21 protein-coding genes and 1 pseudogene are annotated in these 19,620 nt (G+C 59.1%); 17 read left to right on the plus strand and 5 right to left on the minus strand.

What is annotated here, in order from left to right; all coding sequences use genetic code 11:
- Both JWR14_RS12275 and JWR14_RS12280 read right to left on the minus strand, forming a co-directional pair.
- Window positions 1-182 (minus strand): annotated as a pseudogene (locus JWR14_RS12275) (ABC transporter substrate-binding protein); the annotation flags it as partial.
- Window positions 183-236: 54 nt separating this feature from the next.
- Entirely contained in the window at window positions 237-1,658 is a 1,422-nt protein-coding gene (locus JWR14_RS12280; protein WP_299706576.1) for an FAD-binding oxidoreductase, read from the minus strand.
- Between the two features lie 288 nt (window positions 1,659-1,946).
- Between JWR14_RS12280 and JWR14_RS12285 the strand changes: the two genes are divergently transcribed.
- Genes JWR14_RS12285 through JWR14_RS12305 form a run of 5 tightly spaced genes read left to right on the plus strand, consistent with a single transcriptional unit; the run spans window position 1,947 to window position 5,231 of the window.
- The gene (locus JWR14_RS12285; protein WP_299706579.1) at window positions 1,947-2,594 is read left to right on the plus strand and encodes a glucose-6-phosphate isomerase; all 648 of its coding nucleotides are present in this window, start codon (window positions 1,947-1,949) and stop codon (window positions 2,592-2,594) included.
- Entirely contained in the window at window positions 2,591-3,562 is a 972-nt protein-coding gene (locus JWR14_RS12290) for a shikimate dehydrogenase (protein ID WP_299706582.1), read from the plus strand. The genes JWR14_RS12285 and JWR14_RS12290 overlap by 4 nt, the downstream gene beginning before the upstream one ends.
- 10 nt (window positions 3,563-3,572) lie before the next feature.
- Window positions 3,573-4,346, plus strand: a complete 774-nt coding sequence (locus tag JWR14_RS12295; protein WP_299706585.1) for an SDR family oxidoreductase — start codon at window positions 3,573-3,575, stop codon at window positions 4,344-4,346.
- Window positions 4,333-5,097 carry an MBL fold metallo-hydrolase gene (locus JWR14_RS12300; protein WP_299706588.1) on the plus strand — a complete coding sequence of 255 codons (765 nt, stop codon included), beginning with the start codon at window positions 4,333-4,335 and terminating at the stop codon, window positions 5,095-5,097. The genes JWR14_RS12295 and JWR14_RS12300 overlap by 14 nt, the downstream gene beginning before the upstream one ends.
- Window positions 5,094-5,231 (plus strand): hypothetical protein, encoded by a 138-nt coding sequence (locus tag JWR14_RS12305; RefSeq protein WP_299706591.1) that lies wholly within the window; start codon window positions 5,094-5,096, stop codon window positions 5,229-5,231. The genes JWR14_RS12300 and JWR14_RS12305 overlap by 4 nt, the downstream gene beginning before the upstream one ends.
- A gap of 74 nt (window positions 5,232-5,305) precedes the next feature.
- Here the strand turns inward: JWR14_RS12305 and mctP are convergent, their stop codons facing one another.
- Together mctP and JWR14_RS12315 are read right to left on the minus strand one after the other, a co-directional pair.
- A complete protein-coding gene (gene mctP, locus JWR14_RS12310) occupies window positions 5,306-6,796 on the minus strand; it encodes a monocarboxylate uptake permease MctP (RefSeq protein ID WP_299706594.1) in 1,491 nt (496 codons plus the stop codon).
- The gene (locus JWR14_RS12315; RefSeq protein WP_366144526.1) at window positions 6,793-6,981 is read right to left on the minus strand and encodes a DUF3311 domain-containing protein; all 189 of its coding nucleotides are present in this window, start codon (window positions 6,979-6,981) and stop codon (window positions 6,793-6,795) included. The genes mctP and JWR14_RS12315 overlap by 4 nt, the downstream gene beginning before the upstream one ends.
- Before the next feature lie 298 nt (window positions 6,982-7,279).
- Between JWR14_RS12315 and JWR14_RS12320 the strand changes: the two genes are divergently transcribed.
- Together JWR14_RS12320 and JWR14_RS12325 are read left to right on the plus strand one after the other, a co-directional pair.
- Window positions 7,280-8,695 carry a cache domain-containing protein gene (locus tag JWR14_RS12320; protein ID WP_299706600.1) on the plus strand — a complete coding sequence of 472 codons (1,416 nt, stop codon included), beginning with the start codon at window positions 7,280-7,282 and terminating at the stop codon, window positions 8,693-8,695.
- Window positions 8,692-9,342: a response regulator transcription factor gene (locus JWR14_RS12325; protein ID WP_299706603.1), complete on the plus strand. Its 651-nt coding sequence runs from the start codon at window positions 8,692-8,694 to the stop codon at window positions 9,340-9,342. The genes JWR14_RS12320 and JWR14_RS12325 overlap by 4 nt, the downstream gene beginning before the upstream one ends.
- Window positions 9,343-9,408: 66 nt before the next feature.
- Here JWR14_RS12325 and JWR14_RS12330 read toward each other — a convergent pair whose 3' ends face one another.
- On the minus strand, window positions 9,409-10,323 hold the full coding sequence (locus tag JWR14_RS12330) for an inositol monophosphatase family protein (RefSeq protein WP_366144524.1): 915 nt from the start codon (window positions 10,321-10,323) through the stop codon (window positions 9,409-9,411).
- A 70-nt stretch (window positions 10,324-10,393) separates the two neighbouring features.
- Between JWR14_RS12330 and JWR14_RS12335 the strand changes: the two genes are divergently transcribed.
- From JWR14_RS12335 to JWR14_RS12380, 10 genes are all read left to right on the plus strand, one after another.
- The gene (locus JWR14_RS12335; protein WP_366144525.1) at window positions 10,394-10,933 is read left to right on the plus strand and encodes a TetR/AcrR family transcriptional regulator; all 540 of its coding nucleotides are present in this window, start codon (window positions 10,394-10,396) and stop codon (window positions 10,931-10,933) included.
- 332 nt (window positions 10,934-11,265) lie between these two features.
- On the plus strand, window positions 11,266-12,309 hold the full coding sequence (locus JWR14_RS12340; RefSeq protein WP_299706612.1) for an LLM class flavin-dependent oxidoreductase: 1,044 nt from the start codon (window positions 11,266-11,268) through the stop codon (window positions 12,307-12,309).
- Window positions 12,310-12,324: 15 nt separating this feature from the next.
- Complete coding sequence (locus JWR14_RS12345) at window positions 12,325-13,797, plus strand: aldehyde dehydrogenase (RefSeq protein WP_299706615.1); 1,473 nt, start codon at window positions 12,325-12,327, stop codon at window positions 13,795-13,797.
- A gap of 17 nt (window positions 13,798-13,814) precedes the next feature.
- Complete coding sequence (locus JWR14_RS12350) at window positions 13,815-14,129, plus strand: NIPSNAP family protein (protein WP_299706618.1); 315 nt, start codon at window positions 13,815-13,817, stop codon at window positions 14,127-14,129.
- Window positions 14,130-14,191: 62 nt separating this feature from the next.
- A complete protein-coding gene (locus tag JWR14_RS12355; protein ID WP_299706621.1) occupies window positions 14,192-15,229 on the plus strand; it encodes an ABC transporter substrate-binding protein in 1,038 nt (345 codons plus the stop codon).
- Window positions 15,230-15,274: 45 nt separating this feature from the next.
- Entirely contained in the window at window positions 15,275-16,159 is an 885-nt protein-coding gene (locus JWR14_RS12360; RefSeq protein ID WP_299706624.1) for an ABC transporter permease, read from the plus strand.
- A 1-nt stretch (window position 16,160) separates the two neighbouring features.
- Window positions 16,161-16,958 carry an ABC transporter permease gene (locus JWR14_RS12365; protein WP_299706627.1) on the plus strand — a complete coding sequence of 266 codons (798 nt, stop codon included), beginning with the start codon at window positions 16,161-16,163 and terminating at the stop codon, window positions 16,956-16,958.
- Window positions 16,955-18,037 carry an ABC transporter ATP-binding protein gene (locus JWR14_RS12370; RefSeq protein WP_299706630.1) on the plus strand — a complete coding sequence of 361 codons (1,083 nt, stop codon included), beginning with the start codon at window positions 16,955-16,957 and terminating at the stop codon, window positions 18,035-18,037. The genes JWR14_RS12365 and JWR14_RS12370 overlap by 4 nt, the downstream gene beginning before the upstream one ends.
- 109 nt (window positions 18,038-18,146) lie before the next feature.
- The gene (locus JWR14_RS12375) at window positions 18,147-18,833 is read left to right on the plus strand and encodes a GntR family transcriptional regulator (protein WP_299706633.1); all 687 of its coding nucleotides are present in this window, start codon (window positions 18,147-18,149) and stop codon (window positions 18,831-18,833) included.
- Between the two features lie 197 nt (window positions 18,834-19,030).
- Window positions 19,031-19,618 carry an amino acid synthesis family protein gene (locus tag JWR14_RS12380; protein ID WP_299706636.1) on the plus strand — a complete coding sequence of 196 codons (588 nt, stop codon included), beginning with the start codon at window positions 19,031-19,033 and terminating at the stop codon, window positions 19,616-19,618.
- Window positions 19,619-19,620: the final 2 nt, after the last annotated feature.

The following is a 19,620-nucleotide window of genomic DNA, read 5'->3' on the forward strand; positions in this document are numbered from 1 at the left end:
GCGCCGTTCTCCGTAGCACGTGCCTTGGCTGACTCCATAGCAGCCGAAAAGTAAGGCGCATTGAGCACCTTCATGGAAATACCTACTTTCATCTTGTCGGCAGCAAACGCCGGGGCCGTTGCACCCACGCTTGCCACTGCCAGCGCTACACCACACATCACCTGTTTCACGAACCGCGTCATGTCTCCTCCTTTTGTTGGGGTTTGGCGGTTTTAAAAAACATCAAGACTGTTGAATCAGTGCGGCAACAACTTTCCGGGATTGAGGATATTCAGTGGATCGAGTGCCGCCTTGATCGCACGCATGGCGGCGAGTTCGGCAGGCGTGCGCGACAACGCCAGCACCTTCAGTTTCTTCGTGCCAATGCCGTGTTCAGCGGACACCGAGCCGCCCATCTCGCCGGTCACGCCGTACACCACGGCTTGAACCTTGGGCGCGGTGTCGGGCGGCCAGTCCGGTTCCTGGACGACGATATGCAGATTGCCGTCGCCAAGATGTCCGTAGATCAGGATGGTCGCGTTGGGCCAGTGTTCGCGAAGCTGCTGTTCGCATCGGCGGGCAGCCTCGCCCACGTCGGCGATCGAGAAGCTGACGTCGAAGGACACGCGGCCGGGAATCAACCGTTGATATTCACCGGGTGCATCGCGAATGGCCCAGAACGCGGCGGCATCGGACTCCGACGAGGCGAGCGCGGCATCGCTAAGTAGTCCTTCTTCCAGCATGCCCGAGAGAAAGTCTTCAAACGCAGCGGCCTGACGTTCGGGATCGGCGCCGCTGCTTTCAAGCAACACATAGAACGCATGTTTTCCTTGAAGCGGTGCACGCAATTCGGGTAAGCGCGACAGCACGAAATCGTAATAACCCGGCCACATGACTTCGAATGCGGACACACCCGCCGGCAGGCTTTCCTGGGCGCGTCGCAACAACGTAGTCACAGCGTCGTAGTTCGGCAGGCCGCACCATGCAGTGGACACCGCGCGCGGTTTCGGCCGCAAGCGCAGCACGGCGCGCGTGATGACGGCCAACGTTCCTTCGCTACCGATCAACAGGTTGCGCAGGTCGTACCCGGTATTGTTCTTGATCATCTTGCGCAAGCCGCCGACGATGCTGCCATCCGCGAGCACGGCTTCTATATCGAGCACCTGGTCGCGCATCATCCCGTACTTGATCACGCGGTTGCCGCCCGCATTGGTCGCGAGATTGCCACCGATCGTGCAGCTTCCACGTGCGCCGAGATCCAGCGGAAACATGAAGCCCGCGGCGTCCGCGGCTTCCTGGACGATCTGCAGCGGCGTGCCGGATAGCACCGTCATGGATGCGCTGATCGCGTCGATACTTTCGATGCCGTTCATCAATTCCAGACTCAACGCCACTTCGCCGCCGAGGAAAGTCGCGCCGCCTGCGAGTCCCGTCAAACCGCCTTGCGTGACAACGGCTTGTCCATGCTCATGGCAAATCCGTAGCGCAGTGGCGACGTGTTCCGTATTGCGCGGCCGGACCAGCGCAATCGGCTCCTCGCACGGCATGCGGCTCGAGTCCGAATTCTTCCTTCCGGCGAACTCGTGCGGCAGGCTGACTACATCGGCTCCGAGCGCCTCGCGCAGCTCGTTCACAACGTGCTGGGAAGGGCTGCGCTCAGGGGACGGTTGTTCGTGCATCAAATCTCTCCGGCGGGGTTGGCGTACGTCGCTCTTAAGGTGCTGTCTCGCCTTGCTTGCGAATTTGCGGGTAACACAACGTTAGCGGGGATAACGTTGTGTCTGCACACCATGAACGATAGTATAGCTATCATTAAGCGGAAAAACAGAGCTTTAGGTCTGGGGAAAACCCCCATGTTTTGAAATTTCGTTGAAGTTATCATTATTAAAACTAACGTTACGCCTTCGATAACGCTCACTTAGGTTGATCAAGGCGAAGCGACTTGCAATTTCAAGGAGATGGACCCCATGCAATGGCCTGAACCGCGTTCCTTTGACGTCGACTTGCAGACCGGCTTGATGACCGGCACAGACTCGCGCTATCAGAAGTTCCTGCGCGACCTGGGCGGGCTGTATGCCGATGCCGCCGCATTCGACGCGCTCGCAGCCGCTCGCGGTGACGAACTGGTGTATGAAGTCACGGATCATCGGCCCAATAGCAACCCGGGCGACCTGATCACTGGCGTGACCCGCATGAGTCCCGGCAAGGTGGGTGATGAGTTCTTCATGACGCGAGGCCACATTCATGCGGCTATCGACAGGCCCGAGTTGTATTTCGGGCTCAAGGGTTTTGGCGTAATGGTGATGGAGTCGCCGACCGGCGATACGCGCGTGATCGAGATCAAGGCAAACACGGCGTGTTATGTGCCGCCGCGATGGATTCACCGGTCAGTGAATCTTGGGCAGGACGACTTCGTCATGCTGTTCTGCTATCCGGCGGATTCGGGTCAGGACTACGCGATCATCGAGCAGTCGAACGGCATGAAGCTGCGCATTGTCGATGACGGTGCGGGTTCATGGCGCAGCGTGCCCAATGCGCACTACAAGCCGCGCACGGAGCAGGAAGTCGAGGCCTTGCTGGCGCGTGGCGTTGCTGCGCAAGGAGTGTCGTCATGACGGCTTATCAAGCCGCTACGCGGCCTACGTTTTACTTCATCGGCGTGACGACCGCGCAAAGCTCGATCATGCGCGTGTTCCCCGAGTGGGCGAAACATCTCGGGCTTGGTGACGTAGAAATGAAGGGCATCGATTTCCAGCCGCATGCATCGCCCGAAGCGTATAGGGAAGCCGTCGAATTCCTCAAGCATGATCCGTTGTCGCTCGGCGCATTGGTCACCACGCACAAGATCGATTTATATGCGGCTTGTGAGGACCTTTTCGATGTCATCGATCCGACCGCGCAGATCATGGGCGAAACGAGTTGCCTCTCCAAGCAGGATGGAAAATTCATCTGTCATGCTAAGGACCCGATCACGTCGGGTTTCGCACTCGATGGTTTTCTTCATCAGGATCACTTCGCCACCACTGGCGTGGAAGTTTTCTCGATGGGCGCCGGCGGGTCGACCATCGCACTGACCTGGCATCTGATGCAAAAGGAACGCGGCGCAAACCGGCCGTCGAAGGTCATTGTGTCGAATCGGTCAGCAGGCAGGCTGGAGGAAATTGAACGGATCCATCAGGAGTTGAAATTCGATGTTCCGTGCGAATATATCGTTGCGCCGAACGCGGAAGATAACGATGCCGTCTTGCGGCGTTTGTCGCCGGGCGCGTTGGTGATCAACGCCACCGGACTGGGCAAGGACGCGCCGGGTTCGCCGTTGAGCGACGCAGCCGTATTTCCCGAACGCGCGGTTGTGTGGGACCTGAACTATCGCGGCAACCTGGTTTTCCTCGATCAGGCACGGGCTCAGGAAACGGCGCGCGCGCTGCAGATTGAGGACGGCTGGACCTATTTCATCTATGGCTGGACCCGCGTGATTGCCGAAGTCTTTCATGTCGACATTCCGGTGCACGGCCCCGAGTTCGACGAGATCAGCCGGATCGCGGCGCAAGCCGGCAAGCCGGCGCCCGCCAAACCCATTTAAGGATCATTGCATGTATCTCGACAAGTTCAAGCTGACCGGCAAGATTGCCGTTGTAACGGGCGCGGCGCGAGGCATCGGTCTCGCTGCCGTCGAGGCGCTGGCTGAAGCCGGTGCGCTGGTTGTTCTCACCGACATGGACGCTGGCCTGCTTGCGAAGGCGGCTGAAACAATGGCGTCGAAGGGATTCCGTGTGGAGACCGAACTATTCGATGTAACCGATCCGGGCGCGGCCCAGCGTGTCAATGATGCCGTGGTCGCACGCCACGGCCGCGTGGATGTACTGGTCAATAACGCGGGCATTGCGATCTCGAATCATCCGGCTGAGACCATGACCGACGAGATCTGGAACAAGGTCATCGACGTCAATCTCAATGGCGTGTTCCGGGCCTGTCGCGCGTTCGGCAAAGGCATGCTCGAGCGCGGCGCGGGCAGCATTGTCAACGTGGGTTCCATGTCGGGGTTTATCGTCAACCGGCCGCAGGAGCAAGTGAACTACAACGCGTCGAAGGCGGCGGTGCATCATCTGACGAAGTCGCTGGCCGCAGAGTGGGGCGCGCGAGGCGTGCGCGTGAATGCCGTCGCACCAACGTATATCGATACCGAGATGAACGCCTATGTCTACGAGGACAAGGAAAAGTTGCAGCACTGGGTGGGCGGCACGCCAATGAACCGGATGGGACGCGTTGATGAAGTGGCCGCAGTCATTTTGTTCCTCGCCAGCGACGCGGCGAGCCTGATGACCGGATCGATTGTCCTGGCCGACGGCGGTTATGTCTGCTGGTGATGTGACGACGCTGGGAGGCGTTTGCGTTGAGACGTTCCATACGTCATTGCGTGACCGGTTGCTTGATCCGCGCTCGGGACCTCGAATCGGCGAGCTGACATTGCACTGGTTGGGGCAAGCGGGTTTTGTGATCGAGTTCGATCGGTTCAGGATGTTGATCGATCCCTACCTGTCGGATTCGCTGGCGGAGAAATATAAGGGCACGAAATTTCCGCATACGAGAATGATGGCGGCGCCCATCTTGCCCGATGAGTTGGACAGACTGGATGTCGTGCTGTGCACGCATCGGCATACGGATCACATGGACCCGGGGACGTTGCAGCCGCTGGCGCGGAGGTTTCCGCGAGCTCGCTTCGTTGTGCCTGCGGCAGTGGTCGATGAGGCAGTGAAACAATGCGGCGTTGGCACGGATCGCCTGATCGCGGTGAATGCGGGCGACCGGACGGAGATCCTGGACGGTTGTTTCGTTTCACCGATACCCTCGGCGCACGAGACGCTGGACCGGGACTCAAATGGCAACTATCCGTGGCTTGGTTATTTGATCGAGGTCGGGGGCATTCGTTTATATCATTCGGGCGATTGCATCCTTTATCCGGGTCTTGCGGAAGCGGTCGCCGCGCATGCCCCACATGTTGCGTTGTTGCCGGTCAATTTGGGCGCGATGCACAGCGTAGCGGCAATGGCGTGCCAGGTAACTTCACGCTTGACGAAGCGGTGGCATTGGCGCGTAGCAGCGGCGCTCGCGCGATGATTGCGCACCACTACGGCTTGTTTGATTTCAACACGATATCGAGCGATGCGATCGACCGGCGCATCGCGCTTGAGAAAGCCAATGGCTTTGAGATGTTTCGTGCGCAGCAGGGGTACGGTTGGCGCGTGCGGTAACACGTTGGTTGCCGCTCGCGCCGGTGGCCGGTTTTGAAATCCCGTTGCGGCCAGGCCGTACTGGATTCCCTGTTTTAGGCTTGAGACCGGGCTATAGAAGTGCTCCTTGCAGGCAACACCGCCGACAGCACGACGGTTAACACAATATTGACTGCCAGAGCGAGCAAGCCAATATAGACCGGGTACGTTGCGTCACCCAAATGAAGCGCGTAAATGGGCTTGATGCCTTGCATGAACGCGAGCGTGGTTCCCAGTCCAATACCCGCCAGCCAGCCAATAAACAGTGCAGGCAGTTTGAGCCAACGCGTATAGAGCGAAAACACGACAGCGGGAAACGTCTGCAAGATCCAGACGCCGCCAAGCAATTGCAGGTCGATAGCGAACTGCGTTGGCAGGAAGATGATGAATACCAGCGCACCCAGTTTCACCGCCAGCGATACCACTTTCGCATTGGTCGCTTCCTGCGACGGCGTGATATTCGGCTGGACCAGTGGCTTCCACAAATTGCGCGTGAACAAATTGGCCGAACCAATCGACATGATGGCGGCGGGCACAAGCGCGCTAATCGCAATCGCGGCGGCTGCAAAGCCGACGAACCACGATGGGAACAATTTGAGGAATAGCGCAGGCACTACATCGGTCGCCGACGTTACTTTCACGCCCGCTGCAATTGCCATGTAGCCGAGAAGTGCGATCAGGCCCAGCAGCAGCGTATAAGCGGGCAGGGCGATCGCATTTTGCTTGATCGTCTTTGCGCTTTTGGAACTTAGCACGCCCGTCAGCGTATGCGGATACATGAAGGCTGCCATCGCCGATCCGAATGCGAGCGATGCATAGGCCGTGAACTGGCTAGCCTTGAGCGTGATGCCCGTCGACCCGCCTTTCGCTGTGAAGAAATGATCCGCGGCGTCGAATACCGACGCATAACCGCCTAGCTTGCTGGGGATGAGCCAGATTGCTGCGATCACCACAATATAAATCATGATGTCTTTGACGAAGGCGATCATGGCCGGCGCGCGCAAGCCGCTTGCATAGGTGTACACGGCAAGGATCACGAAAGCGACGACGAGCGGCAGCTCGCCGGTCACGCCCAGGCTCTTGATCACCACCTGCATGCCGACGAGTTGCAACGCAATATAAGGCATGGTTGCGATGATCCCCGTCAGGGCAATGGCCGCTGCAAACCAGCGTCCGCCGTAGATGCCCTGCACGAAGTCAGCCGCCGTGATGTGATTGCCCTTCTGACAGGCCGACCACAGCTTTGGCATCACTGCAAACACGAACGGATAGACGATGATGGTGTAAGGCAGCGCGAAAAATCCATAAGCGCCGACCGCATAAACCAGCGCGGGCACTGCGATGACGGTATAGGCGGTATAGAAATCGCCACCCACCAGGAACCACGAAATGACGGGGCCAAACTGCCGGCCGCCCAGACCCCATTCATGCAATTGGGTGAGGTCGCCTGCCTTCCAGCGTGCCGCGAAAAAGCCGAGCACCGTGACCAGCGCAAAAAAGCCAAGGAATACGAGACCGGAGGTCCAGTTGAATGTCGTCGGCATCATCGGACCCACCTGTAAACCACGTATAAGATCAACGACGTCAGCGGCACCCACAACAACTGGTACCAATAGAAAAACGGAAAACCCATCAATGAGGGGTGTGCATCGCTATAAAAAGGTAGCCACAATAAGGCCACGTAGGGAATCAACAACAACAGCGTGCCCGCTGTGCGTTTTCCGCCGGGAATGCTTTCTGATCTCACATCAATCTCCTGGATTCAGTTTCTTTTGGAACTGGAGCCGGAGTATTGGTGGAATTGCTTGAGCCGCCTTCCGTAGTAATACGTAGAGGGGTGCGGCGTGATCGGGCGGGGGCATGCAAGGCTTGCGCAGAGCGTATCGTTTGATCGTCAAGCGCGGAATCACCCTACGTAATACTACGCAGGCGCAGAGTCGCTAAAGAACACCTGGCGGTCTCGATGGCACAATCCGGAACGGGGCGGGGCCATTCGCCCGGCCCTCCAACTTATACGCGGAACCTTTTTGATGAGACTCTCTTTGCACGGAATGAGGCGTAAGTGGTTGGTGCTCGCCCTTCTGCCGTTCATCGGAGCAATGGCGACGATTGCGATTGCGGTGTCCTTGCAAGCCAACGCCTTGTCAAATTCGGAGCAGCGCGCCATTGCCGCCGCTTACCGAAGCAGCAAGGAAGTCGAACTCAAGAATTATGTCGCGTTAGCCGAAAGCGCAGTCGCGCCGTTGTACAACTCCGGCCGCGACGATCCTGACACGCGTGCCCAGGTACTAGCGGTATTGTCCAAACTCGAGTTCGGCAACGACGGCTATTTCTTCGTCTATGACCTGCAAGGCAATCTGCTGATGCACCCCAGATTGTCGGGGCTCGTCGGGACCAATCTATGGTCCATGCACGATCCTAACGGCGCGCTTACTATTCAGTCCCTATTGAAACAGGCGAGGAACGGCGGCGGTTTCGTGGAATATTTGTGGGAGCGTCCATCGACTCATAAGCTCGAATCCAAGCTAGGGTATGTCGTGACTTTCGAGCGATGGGGATGGATGGTCGGCACCGGCATTTATTTGGACGACGTCAACATGGCGCTCTTGCAAACCGGGCGGCAGGCATCGTCCAATATTCGTCATACCCTGTTCCTGATCGGGCTAATAGGTGCATTGGGTATGGGGGTCATTGGCGCGTGCGGCATCGCATTGAACGTGACCGACCACCGAAGCTCGGATGCACAGCTGAAGATCATGGCTCGCCAAGTGGTGGAATCACAGGAAGCGGAAAGAGGCCGCCTCTCACGCGAGCTCCACGATGGCATCAGTCAAATGCTGGTGTCGATCAAACTATTGCTGGAATCGGCGATTGCACTTAAGCCGTTGAACTCCGATCGAAACGACGCGAGCGCGCCACCCATACAAAATGCGCTAGCCCAGACTAATCGAACCTTGGCGGAAATCAGGCAGATCTCTCACGATTTGCGGCCGGCCATGCTCGACGATCTCGGCTTGGGCGCCGCGCTTCGCCAGCTAGCACGCGAGTTCAACGAAATGGGCGAGACGCCGCATACGAAAATTGACGTTGATGCTGCGTCAAGCGACGCGCATCCCTTGCCCGATGCGGTCAATACCGCGCTGTTTCGGGTGGCGCAGGAAGCGCTGACGAATATCCAGCGTCATGCGCATGCATCCAGCGCTCGCGTGACGCTGGCTTGCGCGCCGGGCCAAGTGATTCTGACCATAGGCGACGATGGCGTCGGCTTTGGTTATGACGCAGTACAGTCCGATCCCCGCCGGGGAATCGGACTGCGCAATATGCGCGAGCGGGTCGAGTCGCTTAACGGCGTATTCGTGATTCAATCGCGACACGGAGGAACCGAGTTGAAAGCGGTCATTCCCGTCGACCTTCCTTCAATTGCATCGGGCCGCGCCAGGACATGACAGGCACTATCGACATTTTGCTAGTAGACGATCATCAGCTTGTGCGCGACGGCTTGAAGTTGCGTCTGGATGCTATCGAAGGTTTTAGAGTGGTCGGCGAGGCGAGCAATATGCCCGAGGCGCTAAGCGTGATCGAGCGTCTTGGGCCGCATCTGGTCTTGACCGACTTGAGCATGAAAGGCGGCAGCGGCGTAGCGCTCACACGCGAAATTCGGGTGCGTCGACCGGAGATGCATGTTCTCGTTTTATCGATGCACAACAATGCGGAGTACATGGCTGAGGCGAGGGCGGCTGGCGCGAGCGGATACGTACTGAAAGATGCGCCCGCCACGGAGATCATCGCGGCTATTTACACCATTCTGGGCGGCGGCACCTACTTTAACGATCACTTCACTCAAACCGCCGCGCTGCCGAAAAAAGGTCTCGCACCCGACTCCGTCCGCTACCTGCAGATGAAAAAACTGACGCCTCGCGAGCAAGAGTTGCTGCGAGATATAGCAGACGGTTTGTCAAACAAGCAAATCGCAGTGTTGCACGCGCTTTCCATTCGGACGGTGGAGACGCACAGGATGTCCATCAAGCGGAAACTGGATATTGAAGGCCAGGCGGAACTCATCAAATTTGCTGTCGAGTTTTTCAACGTATAGCGGCGACCGTATTGGGCCTTGGGCCTTGGGCGAACGTCGAGTTCATTGACAACCGCCTGACAATCTCTAATCCGCAAGCCCCTCAAGCAACGCAACCGCAAGCCCTGCCGGCGCCGCTGCAATGCCATTCACATTCGAGCCTAGCGGCGCCCCGGCAAGGTCAGTGACCTGACCGCCGGCTTCTTCAACCAGCAGCGCGCCCGCTATCCAGTCGTATAAATCGTTGCCAGTTTCCCAATACGCATCCATCCGGCCCGCAGCCACATAAGCCAACTGCAGCGACGCGGAAGCCATCTGCCGCACGACAAACACACGCCTGGACATTGCGCCGAGTAGCGCAACCGATCGACGGTGTTCGCCCTCGTCGCCGTATCCAAAAGGAGGCAACGCCGTGGCAACAACCGCAGCGCGCAAATCCGACTTTCCCGATACCCGCAAGCGCACATCGTTAAGCGTCGCACCGCCGGACTTCGTAGCGACGAACAACTCACGTTGCGATGGATCGTAGACAATCGAAAAGACCGGACGTCCTTCACTAATCAAAGCCAGCGAACTGGACCATAGCGGCAGTCCCTGAATATAGTGATACGCGCCGTCAATCGGGTCATAGACCCAATACGGAGCCGCACCCGCTTTATCAGGACTATCCGGCTGCGCCTCCGAACTGGACCATCCAATATCCGGATACCGCTGGCTAAGTACAGTTCGCATGATCGTGTTAGCCCAAGCGCTTGCTTGAGTAACCCGTTGTATGAGCTGGTTGACTGTCTCGTCCGACTTGGGTGGCGTGGCCGATGCGGCTAACTGATCAGTAACGCCACGGAGCAATGCGGATAAAATGTTAGGATCGCTAATTATCATGAGATGTGGTCGAAAGGCAAAGGAGGCTAAAGGCCTGAAGGAATCAGTCAAAACATTCGCCGAAACGTTTGATAGATAATACGAGCACAAGCTCACATCGGCTACTCGCATTCCTGACATGACCCCACCACGTTCCGCTACCCGCCTCAACCCCAGGAAACAACCGGCTCAGCCGCGTTCGAGCCGAACTGTGAGCATCATTCTCGAAGCGGCGGCTCACATTCTGGAACAGCAGGGCTTCGACGGTTACACGACCAATTCAATTGCTGAGCGAGCGGGCGTAAGCATCGGCTCGCTGTATCAGTACTTCCCCGGCAAGGACGCGATCACCATCGCGTTGATCGAGCAGGAGTCGGCAGTCTTGCTGGACACCGTGGTGAAGGCGGCTCGCATGGACGACTGGGCAGACGCCCTGAGGTCAATGATCCGCGGGGCGACCGAGCATCAACTGACACGCCCGAAACTCGCACGGCTGCTCGATTTCGAGGAGGCCCGGTTGCCGTTTCCAGCGCGTGCCGTGCGTGTGGGCAGCACCATTCAGGCAGCCATTGCCGAGGTGCTGAAGAAGCGGTCGGAAAGTTCGTCGGAGGACGTTGCCGTCCTGGCCTTCGACATCCTCGCAATTACCCGCGGGTTGACCGACTCCGCGGGAGAGCGCGGTGAAACGGACATCGGCGAGCTGGAACGCCGGGTGATCCGCGCGGTCTTCGGTTATCTGGAACGCCCGTAACATCCGTAACGCCCGTAAGTCAGCGGCTCGCTATCCCTCAGTTGAATCATTCATCGCGCCAAGCACGACAGCCGCTCTATCTTCCGCAATTCGTCAGGGACGGGCCCAACCGCTCGCTCCACGGCTTTCTCCGCGTCTCCAAATTCATCTACGTACGCATCCAATATTATGGAATACCATAATATTGAAACGCTTGATTTGCGACATTCGATGGAATACCGTAATACCAGCCGCAACGTTCAAGCGGTCGACACGAAGCGGGACGCTTGAGTTCATCGCGCCCGCAGCAAGACGGACTGTTTCCCGCATGTTTTCCTGCATATAGGTCGATCATGAAATTCTCGCTGTTTCTCCACATGGAGCGGTACGACGCGCAAACGCCGCATCGGCAACTCTTCGACGAACTCACCGATCTCGTCCAGATCGCGGAACAGGGCGGCTTCGAAACCGCATGGGTCGGCGAGCACCACGCGATGGAATTCACGATTGCGCCGAATCCCTTCATCAACCTTTCGTACCTTGCCGCACGCACCGAACGCATTCGTCTCGGCACCGGCACGGTGATCGCACCGTTCTGGCATCCGATCCGCCTCGCGGGTGAAGCTGGCATGGTCGACGTCGCGAGCAGCGGGCGTCTCGACCTCGGCATTGCGCGCGGTGCGTATTCCTTCGAATACGAACGCTTGCTGCCGGGTCTCGACGCATTCGGCGCGGGCGCACGGATGCGCGAGCTTGTACCAGCACTGCAGAACCTGTTCAAGGGCGACTATGCGCATCAGGGCGAGTTCTGGTCGTGGCCTTCGACCACGCCGGTGCCGCGTCCGATCCAGCAGCCCAATCCGCCGATGTGGCTCGCGGCGCGCGATCCGAATTCGCATGAGTTCGCGGTGAGGAATGGGTGCCATGTGCAGGTCACGTCGCTGGCGGCGGGTGATGGTGAAGTGGTGAACCTGATGGACCGTTTCAACGCGGCCTGCAAGGCGAACCCCGACGTGCCACGTCCGCAGATCATGATGCTGATGCACACCTTCGTGGGCGCGGACGCCGCGGAGGTCGATGCCGCCGTGGCAGACCTGAGCCGCTTCTATTGCTATTTCAGCAAGTGGTTCAAGAACGAGCGGCCGGTGAAGCAGGGTTTCATTGAACCCCTGACAGAAGCCGACATCGCGTCGTTCCCGCAGTACATCCCGGAGCAGATTCGCAAGAACCTGGTGATCGGCCAACCCGCCGATGTCATCGCCCGGTTGAAGCAGTATGAAGAACTCGGCTTCGATCAATACAGCTTCTGGCTCGACAGCAACATGAGCTTCGAGCGCAAGCGCCGTTCGCTGGAACTCTTCATATCCGACGTGATGCCCGCGTTCGACGCCCGCTAAACCGGAGCAGATGACATGTTGCAGATGTTCCAGCATTACATCGATGGCAAATTCAGCGACGCGTCGCGGACCTTCGACAGTATCAATCCGGCCACCGGCGAGGTTTGGGCGAGCATGCCCGCAGCCAGCGCGGAGGATGTCGATCGGGCAGTCAGGGCGGCCGACCGCGCGCTCTTCTCGCCCGAGTGGACCAACCTGAATGCGAGCCAGCGCGGCAAGCTGCTGTACCGGCTGGCGGATCTGGTCGCGGCCAATGCGCAGGAGCTCGCTGAACTGGAGACAGCCGACACGGGCAAGATTATTCGCGAGACGCGCAGTCAGATTGGTTATGTCGCCGAGTACTACCGCTATTACGCGGGTGTCGCCGACAAGATTCAGGGAGCCTATCTTCCCGTCGACAAGCCGGACATGGAAGTATTTCTTCGACGCGAGCCTGTGGGTGTCGTCGCTGGAATCGTGCCTTGGAACTCGCAACTGTTTTTATCGGCGGTGAAAATCGGACCTGCATTGGCGGCGGGTTGCACGATCGTTATCAAGGCATCGGAAGAGGGTCCTGCGCCGTTGCTCGCGTTTGCGCGACTCGTTCACGAAGCTGGTTTTCCTGCGGGCGTGGTGAACATCCTGACGGGTTTTGGCGCGGACTGCGGTCACGCACTCACCACCCATCCGCTCGTCGCGAAAATTGCGTTCACCGGCGGTCCTGAAACGGCGCGCCATATCGTCCGGAACTCGGCAGAGAACCTCGCGGCGACATCGCTGGAACTGGGCGGTAAATCGCCGGTGCTGGTGTTTGACGACGCCGACGTCGAAAGCGTCAGCAACGCGGTCATCGCGGGGATTTTCGCGGCGACAGGTCAAAGTTGCGTGGCTGGTTCCCGGCTCCTCGTGCAGCGTGGCATTCGCGACCGTCTGCTGGCGAAACTGGTCGAGAAAGCTCGGGCAATCAAGCTAGGCGATCCACAGAATGTGGACACCGAAATGGGCCCGCTGGCTACGGCCAGACAACGTGACCACATTGAGGCGGTGCTGGCGGCGAGCCTCGCCGCAGGCGCAAAACTGCTGACCGGCGGGCATCGTCCCGAAGGCATGGACAAAGGGTTTTTCTTCGAACCGACCATTGTCGAATGCGCCACGCCGGATGTGCCGAGCGTCGCGCAGGAGTTGTTCGGCCCCGTGCTCAGCGTGATGAGTTTCGATACCGAAGAGCAAGCCATTGCACTAGCAAACGACACGCGATACGGGCTCGCTTCAGGCGTGTTCACGCGCGACCTGACGCGCGCGCACCGGCTGACGCGCAAGCTTCGCGCCGGCATCGTCTGGGTGAATACCTATCGCGCGGTCTCGCCGATCGTCCCGTTCGGCGGATACCAGTTGAGCGGTCTCGGACGCGAAGGCGGACTCGACGCCGTGCTTGACTACACCCGTACGAAATCCGTGTGGATCCGGACCTCGGACGAGCCGATTGCCGATCCCTTCGTCATGCGTTGAAGACAGACAGAGCCACCATGTACTACGAAATCCGTACTTACAAGATCCGCACGGGCGCGGTCCCGGCGTATCTAAAACTGGTCGAGGAAGAGGGCATCGCTTTGCAGAAGGAACATCTGGGAGAACTCGTCGGCTACTTCTTCTCGGAGATTGGCCCGCTCAACCAGATCGTCCACATGTGGGCCTATACCAGCCTCGATGACCGCGAAGCGCGTCGTCAGCAGCTCGCGGAAGACCCCGCGTGGCAGGCCTTCGCACCGAAGATTCAGGCGCTGCTGGAAACGATGGAAAGCAAGATCATGAAGCCCGCTGCATTTTCGCCGCTCAAGTAAAACCAGTCGTTCAAGCCTAAGTCCTCTCGAAGCCAGCCGTTTCCTTTCAAGGAGCAGTCGTCATGCAGCAACCTCTAAATCTGCCCGCCCTGGTGCGCGCATTGATCGTTACCGCTGTTGTTTCGGTTAGCGTGCCCGTGTTCGCGGCTGCCGCGCCGATCGTCTTCGCCAGTTGGGGCGGCACGACGCAATCGGCTCAACAGAAGGAGTGGGCGGTGCCGTTCACCCAGGCATCGGGAGTCCAGGTGCTGATGGACGGGCCGACCGATTACGGCAAGCTCAAGGCCATGGTCGACAGCGGCAACGTGCAGTGGGACGTGGTCGACGTGGAAGGCGACTTCGCGTATGCCGCGCTGCGCGACGGGCTGGTCGAACCGATCGATTATTCGGTGGTGAACAAGAGCCAGCTTGATCCGCGTTTCATGTCGCCGGGTGCGGTCGGGAGTTTCTATTATTCGTTCGTGCTGGGATACAACAAGGCTTCGTTCAAGAACGGCAGTCCTGCTAACTATGCCGATCTCTTCGACACCAAGCGCTTCCCCGGTAAACGTACGTTCTATAAATGGTCCGCACCGGGCGTGCTGGAAGTCGCGTTGCTCGCCGACGGCGTCGCGCCCGACAAGCTGTATCCGCTCGACCTCGACCGTGCGTTCAAGAAGCTCGATACCATCAAGAGTCAGATTGTCTGGTGGAGCGGCGGCGCGCAGTCGCAGCAGTTGATGGCATCGGGTGAGGCGCCGCTCGGCGTATTCTGGAACGGCCGCCTGCATGCGTTGCAGCAAACCGGCGTGGATGTCGGTGTGTCGTGGAACCAGAACCTGACCGCCGCCGACATGCTCGTGGTGCCGAAGGGCGCGAAGCACAAGGCCGAGGCGATGAAGTTCCTCGCTACTGCGACCAGCGCTCAGGCGCAGGCGAATTTCGCGGCTGAAACAGGCTACGCGCCGGTCAACCTGAAGTCCGCCGCGCTGCTGCCGGCAGATGTCGCGAAGACGCAGCCGGACCAGTACAAGGCGACGCAGATCAACCTCGACATGAAGTACTGGGCCGATCATCGCGACGAAATTGCCAAGCGCTGGTATGCGTGGCAATCGAAGTAACGGTGAGAGAAAGCAATGGCTGTCGATCATCTTGAAGGAGTTGTCATGTCGAACGCAGTGAGCACTGTCGCGGAGCCCAGGGTGTTTCTACCGAAGGTGAGCGCCGGTTTCAGGAGGGCGCGGCTGGTGCTGCCGGCCCTGCTGTTGCTGATCGTGTTCTTCCTCCTGCCTGTGCTCTCACTGCTGCTGAGGAGCGTGCTGGACCCCTCGCCCGGCCTGCAGAACTACGCGCAGTTGTTTGGCTCGACGACTTACCTGCGGGTCTTCAGCAACACGTTTTTCGTGGCCTCGGTGGTGACTGTCGTCACGCTCGTGATCGGTTTTCCGACTGCGTGGCTGCTCGCCATTGCGCCGCGCTGGGTCAGCAAGCTGGTATTTGCCATCCTGCTGCTCTCGATGTGGACCAACCTGCTCGCACGCACCTTCGCCTGGATGGTCCTGCTGCAGCAGACGGGTCCGATCAACCGCTTGCTGATGTGGCTCGGCGTGATTCATGAGCCGCTGACGCTCGTCAACAACCTGACCGGCGTCACGATCGGCATGACCTACATCATGTTGCCGTTCCTCGTGATGCCGCTGCACGCGACCCTGCGCGCCATCGACCCCACCACGCTGCGTGCGGCCGCTATCTGCGGCGCGAGCCGTTGGCAGGCATTCTGGCGCGTGCTGGTGCCGCTCGCCATGCCGGGCATCGCCAGTGGTGCATTGATGGTGTTCGTGATGGCGCTCGGGTACTTCGTGACGCCTGCTTTGCTCGGTGGACCCGAATACATGATGCTCGCCGAATTGATCGCGCAACTCGTGCAGCAATTGCTGAACTGGGGGCTCGCGGGTGCTGCCGCCTTCGTGCTGCTGCTCGTGACGTTGTCGCTCTATGCGGTGCAACTGCGCTTTTCCGGTCGTGCACCGGATGCTTCAGGAGTTCACTGACATGCTGCTCGATTTCGATCGTCTTGGACCGTTGCGCTGGGCGTTGTTAGGCGTTGGCGCAGCCGTGTCGCTGTTCCTCTTGCTGCCGGTGCTGTTTATCGTCGCGTTGTCGTTCGGCGATTCGCAGTGGCTGATGTTTCCACCGCCCGGTTGGACCTTGCGCTGGTACGCCATGCTGTTTACTGATCCGGGCTGGCTCGATTCGCTGATGACCAGCGTCGAACTGGGCGTGCTCGTGATGGTTTTGTCGGTCGTGCTGGGCCTCTTTGCCTCGCTCGCATTGACGCGTGGCAATTTCCGGGGCCGTGCGTTGCTGAAAGCGTTTTTCCTCACGCCGATGGTACTGCCCGTCGTCGTGCTGGCCGTCGCGCTGTATGGCTTTTTCCTGCGCATCGGGCTCACGGGAACGCTGGTCGGATTCGTGATCGGGCACCTGATCATTGCGTTGCCGTTTTCGATCATCGCCATCAGCAATTCGCTCGAGAGTTTCGATACCGCGCTCGAAGATGCCGCGCTGATCTGCGGGGCGAGCCCGTTCGAAGTGAAGTGGCGCGTCACGCTGCCCGCCATCCGTCTCGGCCTGTTCGCCGCGGCCATCTTCTCGTTCCTCGCATCCTGGGACGAAGTGGTGGTGTCGATTTTCATGGCGAGTCCGACGTTGCAGACGTTGCCCGTGCGCATCTGGAGCACCTTGCGGCAGGACCTGACGCCTGTGATTGCCGCGGCGTCGTCGCTGCTGGTCGGATTGACTGTCATCCTGATGTTGCTGGGACTTGTCCTTAAGAGAGGTAAATCGTGAGCGCACCGTTTTTGCAGATTCAACGGCTTCGTAAAACCTACGACCAGGTGGTCGCTATCGACCATGTCTCGCTCGATATCAAGAAGGGCGAGTTCATGACTTTCCTCGGGCCGTCGGGCTCGGGCAAGAGCACGACGTTGTACATTGTCGCGGGCTTTCAGTCGCCCACCGAAGGACGCGTGCTGCTCGACGGCAAGTCGCTGCTGTCGGTAGCTCCGAACAAGCGCAACATCGGCATGGTGTTTCAGCGCTATACCCTGTTCCCGCATCTTACGGTCGGGGAGAACGTCGCGTTTCCGCTGCGCGTGCGGCGTCTTCCCGATGCCCAGGTGAAGTCGAAGGTCGAGCAGATGCTCAAGCTCGTGCACCTCGGCGATTGCCGTGACCGCATGCCGGACCAGTTGTCGGGCGGGATGCAGCAGCGTGTCGCGATTGCCCGCGCGCTCGCCTACGATCCGCCAGTTCTTCTGATGGACGAACCGCTTTCAGCGCTCGATAAAAAGCTGCGCGAGGAACTGCAGACCGAACTTCGGCGCATTCACCAGCAGACCGGCGTGACGATCCTGTATGTGACCCACGACCAGGAAGAGGCACTGCGTCTGTCTGACCGCATCGCGGTGTTCAACAAAGGGCGCATCGAGCAGGTGGGCAGCGGCGAGGAGCTCTATGCAAAGCCGGCATCGCGCTTTGTCGCGAGTTTCATCGGCAACTCGAATTTCCTGCCGGTTACGCTGGCGGGCAGCAACGGCTCCTCGCGAGCGGTGTTTCCGAACGGCAAGCCGGTTTCCTTCGGCGGGTTTGATCACGCGCTGAACGATGGTGACAACGGCGCGCTGATGCTTCGGCCGGAACAGATCCGCATTCGCGCACAGCCGTCGGAGGTGGCGGACGGCGGCCTGCAGGTGATCGTCCGCGATGTCACTTATCTCGGCGACACCATGCACTATGCTGTCGCCACGCCCTGGGAACAGGAGATCGCGGTGCGGACATCCATCGGTTCGCATGCGCCGAGCCTGGCGGTCGGTACGCAGGCCTGGCTCGAATGGGAGAACGAGAGCGCAAGGGTATTCGCCGCCTGACGAGGCGAGCCCGATTAAGGCCCGCACAAAGGAATGCAATACGGGTGTGCCATACTTTGGGATTCCAAAAACCAGGGATTCCGGATATCAGACCGGAGACAAGAAAACCATGACCGATCAAATGCGTGTCGACCGAAGCGCGCCGACGTTGCGTGAGCTGACGCTAGAAAAATTGCGCGACGCTATTTCGCAGGGCATCTATCATCCCGGCGACCGTTTGATCGAGCGCACGCTATGCGACCAACTGGGTGTCAGCCGGACCGTGGTGCGTGAAGTTCTGCGGCACCTCGAAACGGAGGGCCTGGTCGAGACGGTGGCGCATTCCGGCCCGATTGTCGCGCGACTCGATCCCGAGCAGGTTCAGGAGATCTATGAAATCCGCGCGTTGCTCGAGTCCGAAGCGGCGCGAGCGTGTGCCGAGCATGCAACCCCGGCGCTGGTGAAACAGCTACGCGAAATCCGCAAGGAGATCGAAGATGCGTTCGACCAGTCGGATTTCAAGCGCGTGCTGACCTACACGGAGCGTTTCTACGAAGCCATGTTCACCGGCGGCCACAAGCTGATGATGCATCAGGTGGTCAAGTCGCTGAACGCGCGGATCAACCAGTTGCGAGCCGTGACTATTGCGTCGCCAGGACGGGGGGCGGACTCCAATCGCGAGATGAACAAGTTGCTGTCCGCTATTGCGAAGAAAGACGGCGATGCTGCCGCTGCGGCATCGCTTGAACATGTGCGTCGCACAGCAGGCATCGTGATGGCCACGCTTGCCGAGAGGGCTGCCGAAGCCAGCGTGTGATTGCTGCATAACATACGCTCGCACGCTACCAAAGCCGTCGACATCGACGGCTTTTTTTCGCCTCCAGGTTATCCCAGCGTGCTCTCGTAAACCCCTCAATCGTCGAAAATTCTTGCATCCAGTAATATGGAATACCATAATATTTAGACGACGCCATCGCATGAAGCCGCGGCGTTTTTGCCACCGGAGAAAACCCCATGAAACTTGAGATTCGCAAGCTGGTCACCTATGTGGAAGACACCTTCATTGAAGGCGGTAAAGCGGCTGAGCGGCCGTTGAAGCTGTTCGCGGCGGCAGCCGTGCTACGCAATCCGTGGGCGGGGCGTGGTTTCGTCGAAGACCTGCGTCCGGAGATTCACGGACTTGCGCCGCAACTGGGCGAGATCCTGACGGCTGAGATCCTGCGAATCGCCGGATCAGGCGCAGCGGTGGAGGGTTATGGGAAAGCGGCGATTGTCGGGACGTCGGGCGAAGTCGAACATGCATCGGCGCTGATTCACACACTGCGTTTTGGCAACAAGTTCCGCGAAGCGGTTGGCGCGAAGAGCTATTTGAGTTTCACGAATTTGCGCGGTGGTCCTAACTGTCCGGTGACCATTCCACTCATGCACAAGGGCGACGAAGGCATGCGCTCGCATTACCTCACCATCCAGTTCTCGATCATCGATGCCCCCGGCCCCGATGAACTCGTGATTGCGCTGGGTGCATCGATTGGCGGGCGGCCGCATCATCGGATTGGCGACCGCTATCAGGATCTGAAGGAGCTTGGGTCCAATGAAGCATGAAA

Source organism: Caballeronia sp. (assembly GCF_028292365.1).
GTDB lineage: Bacteria > Pseudomonadota > Gammaproteobacteria > Burkholderiales > Burkholderiaceae > Caballeronia.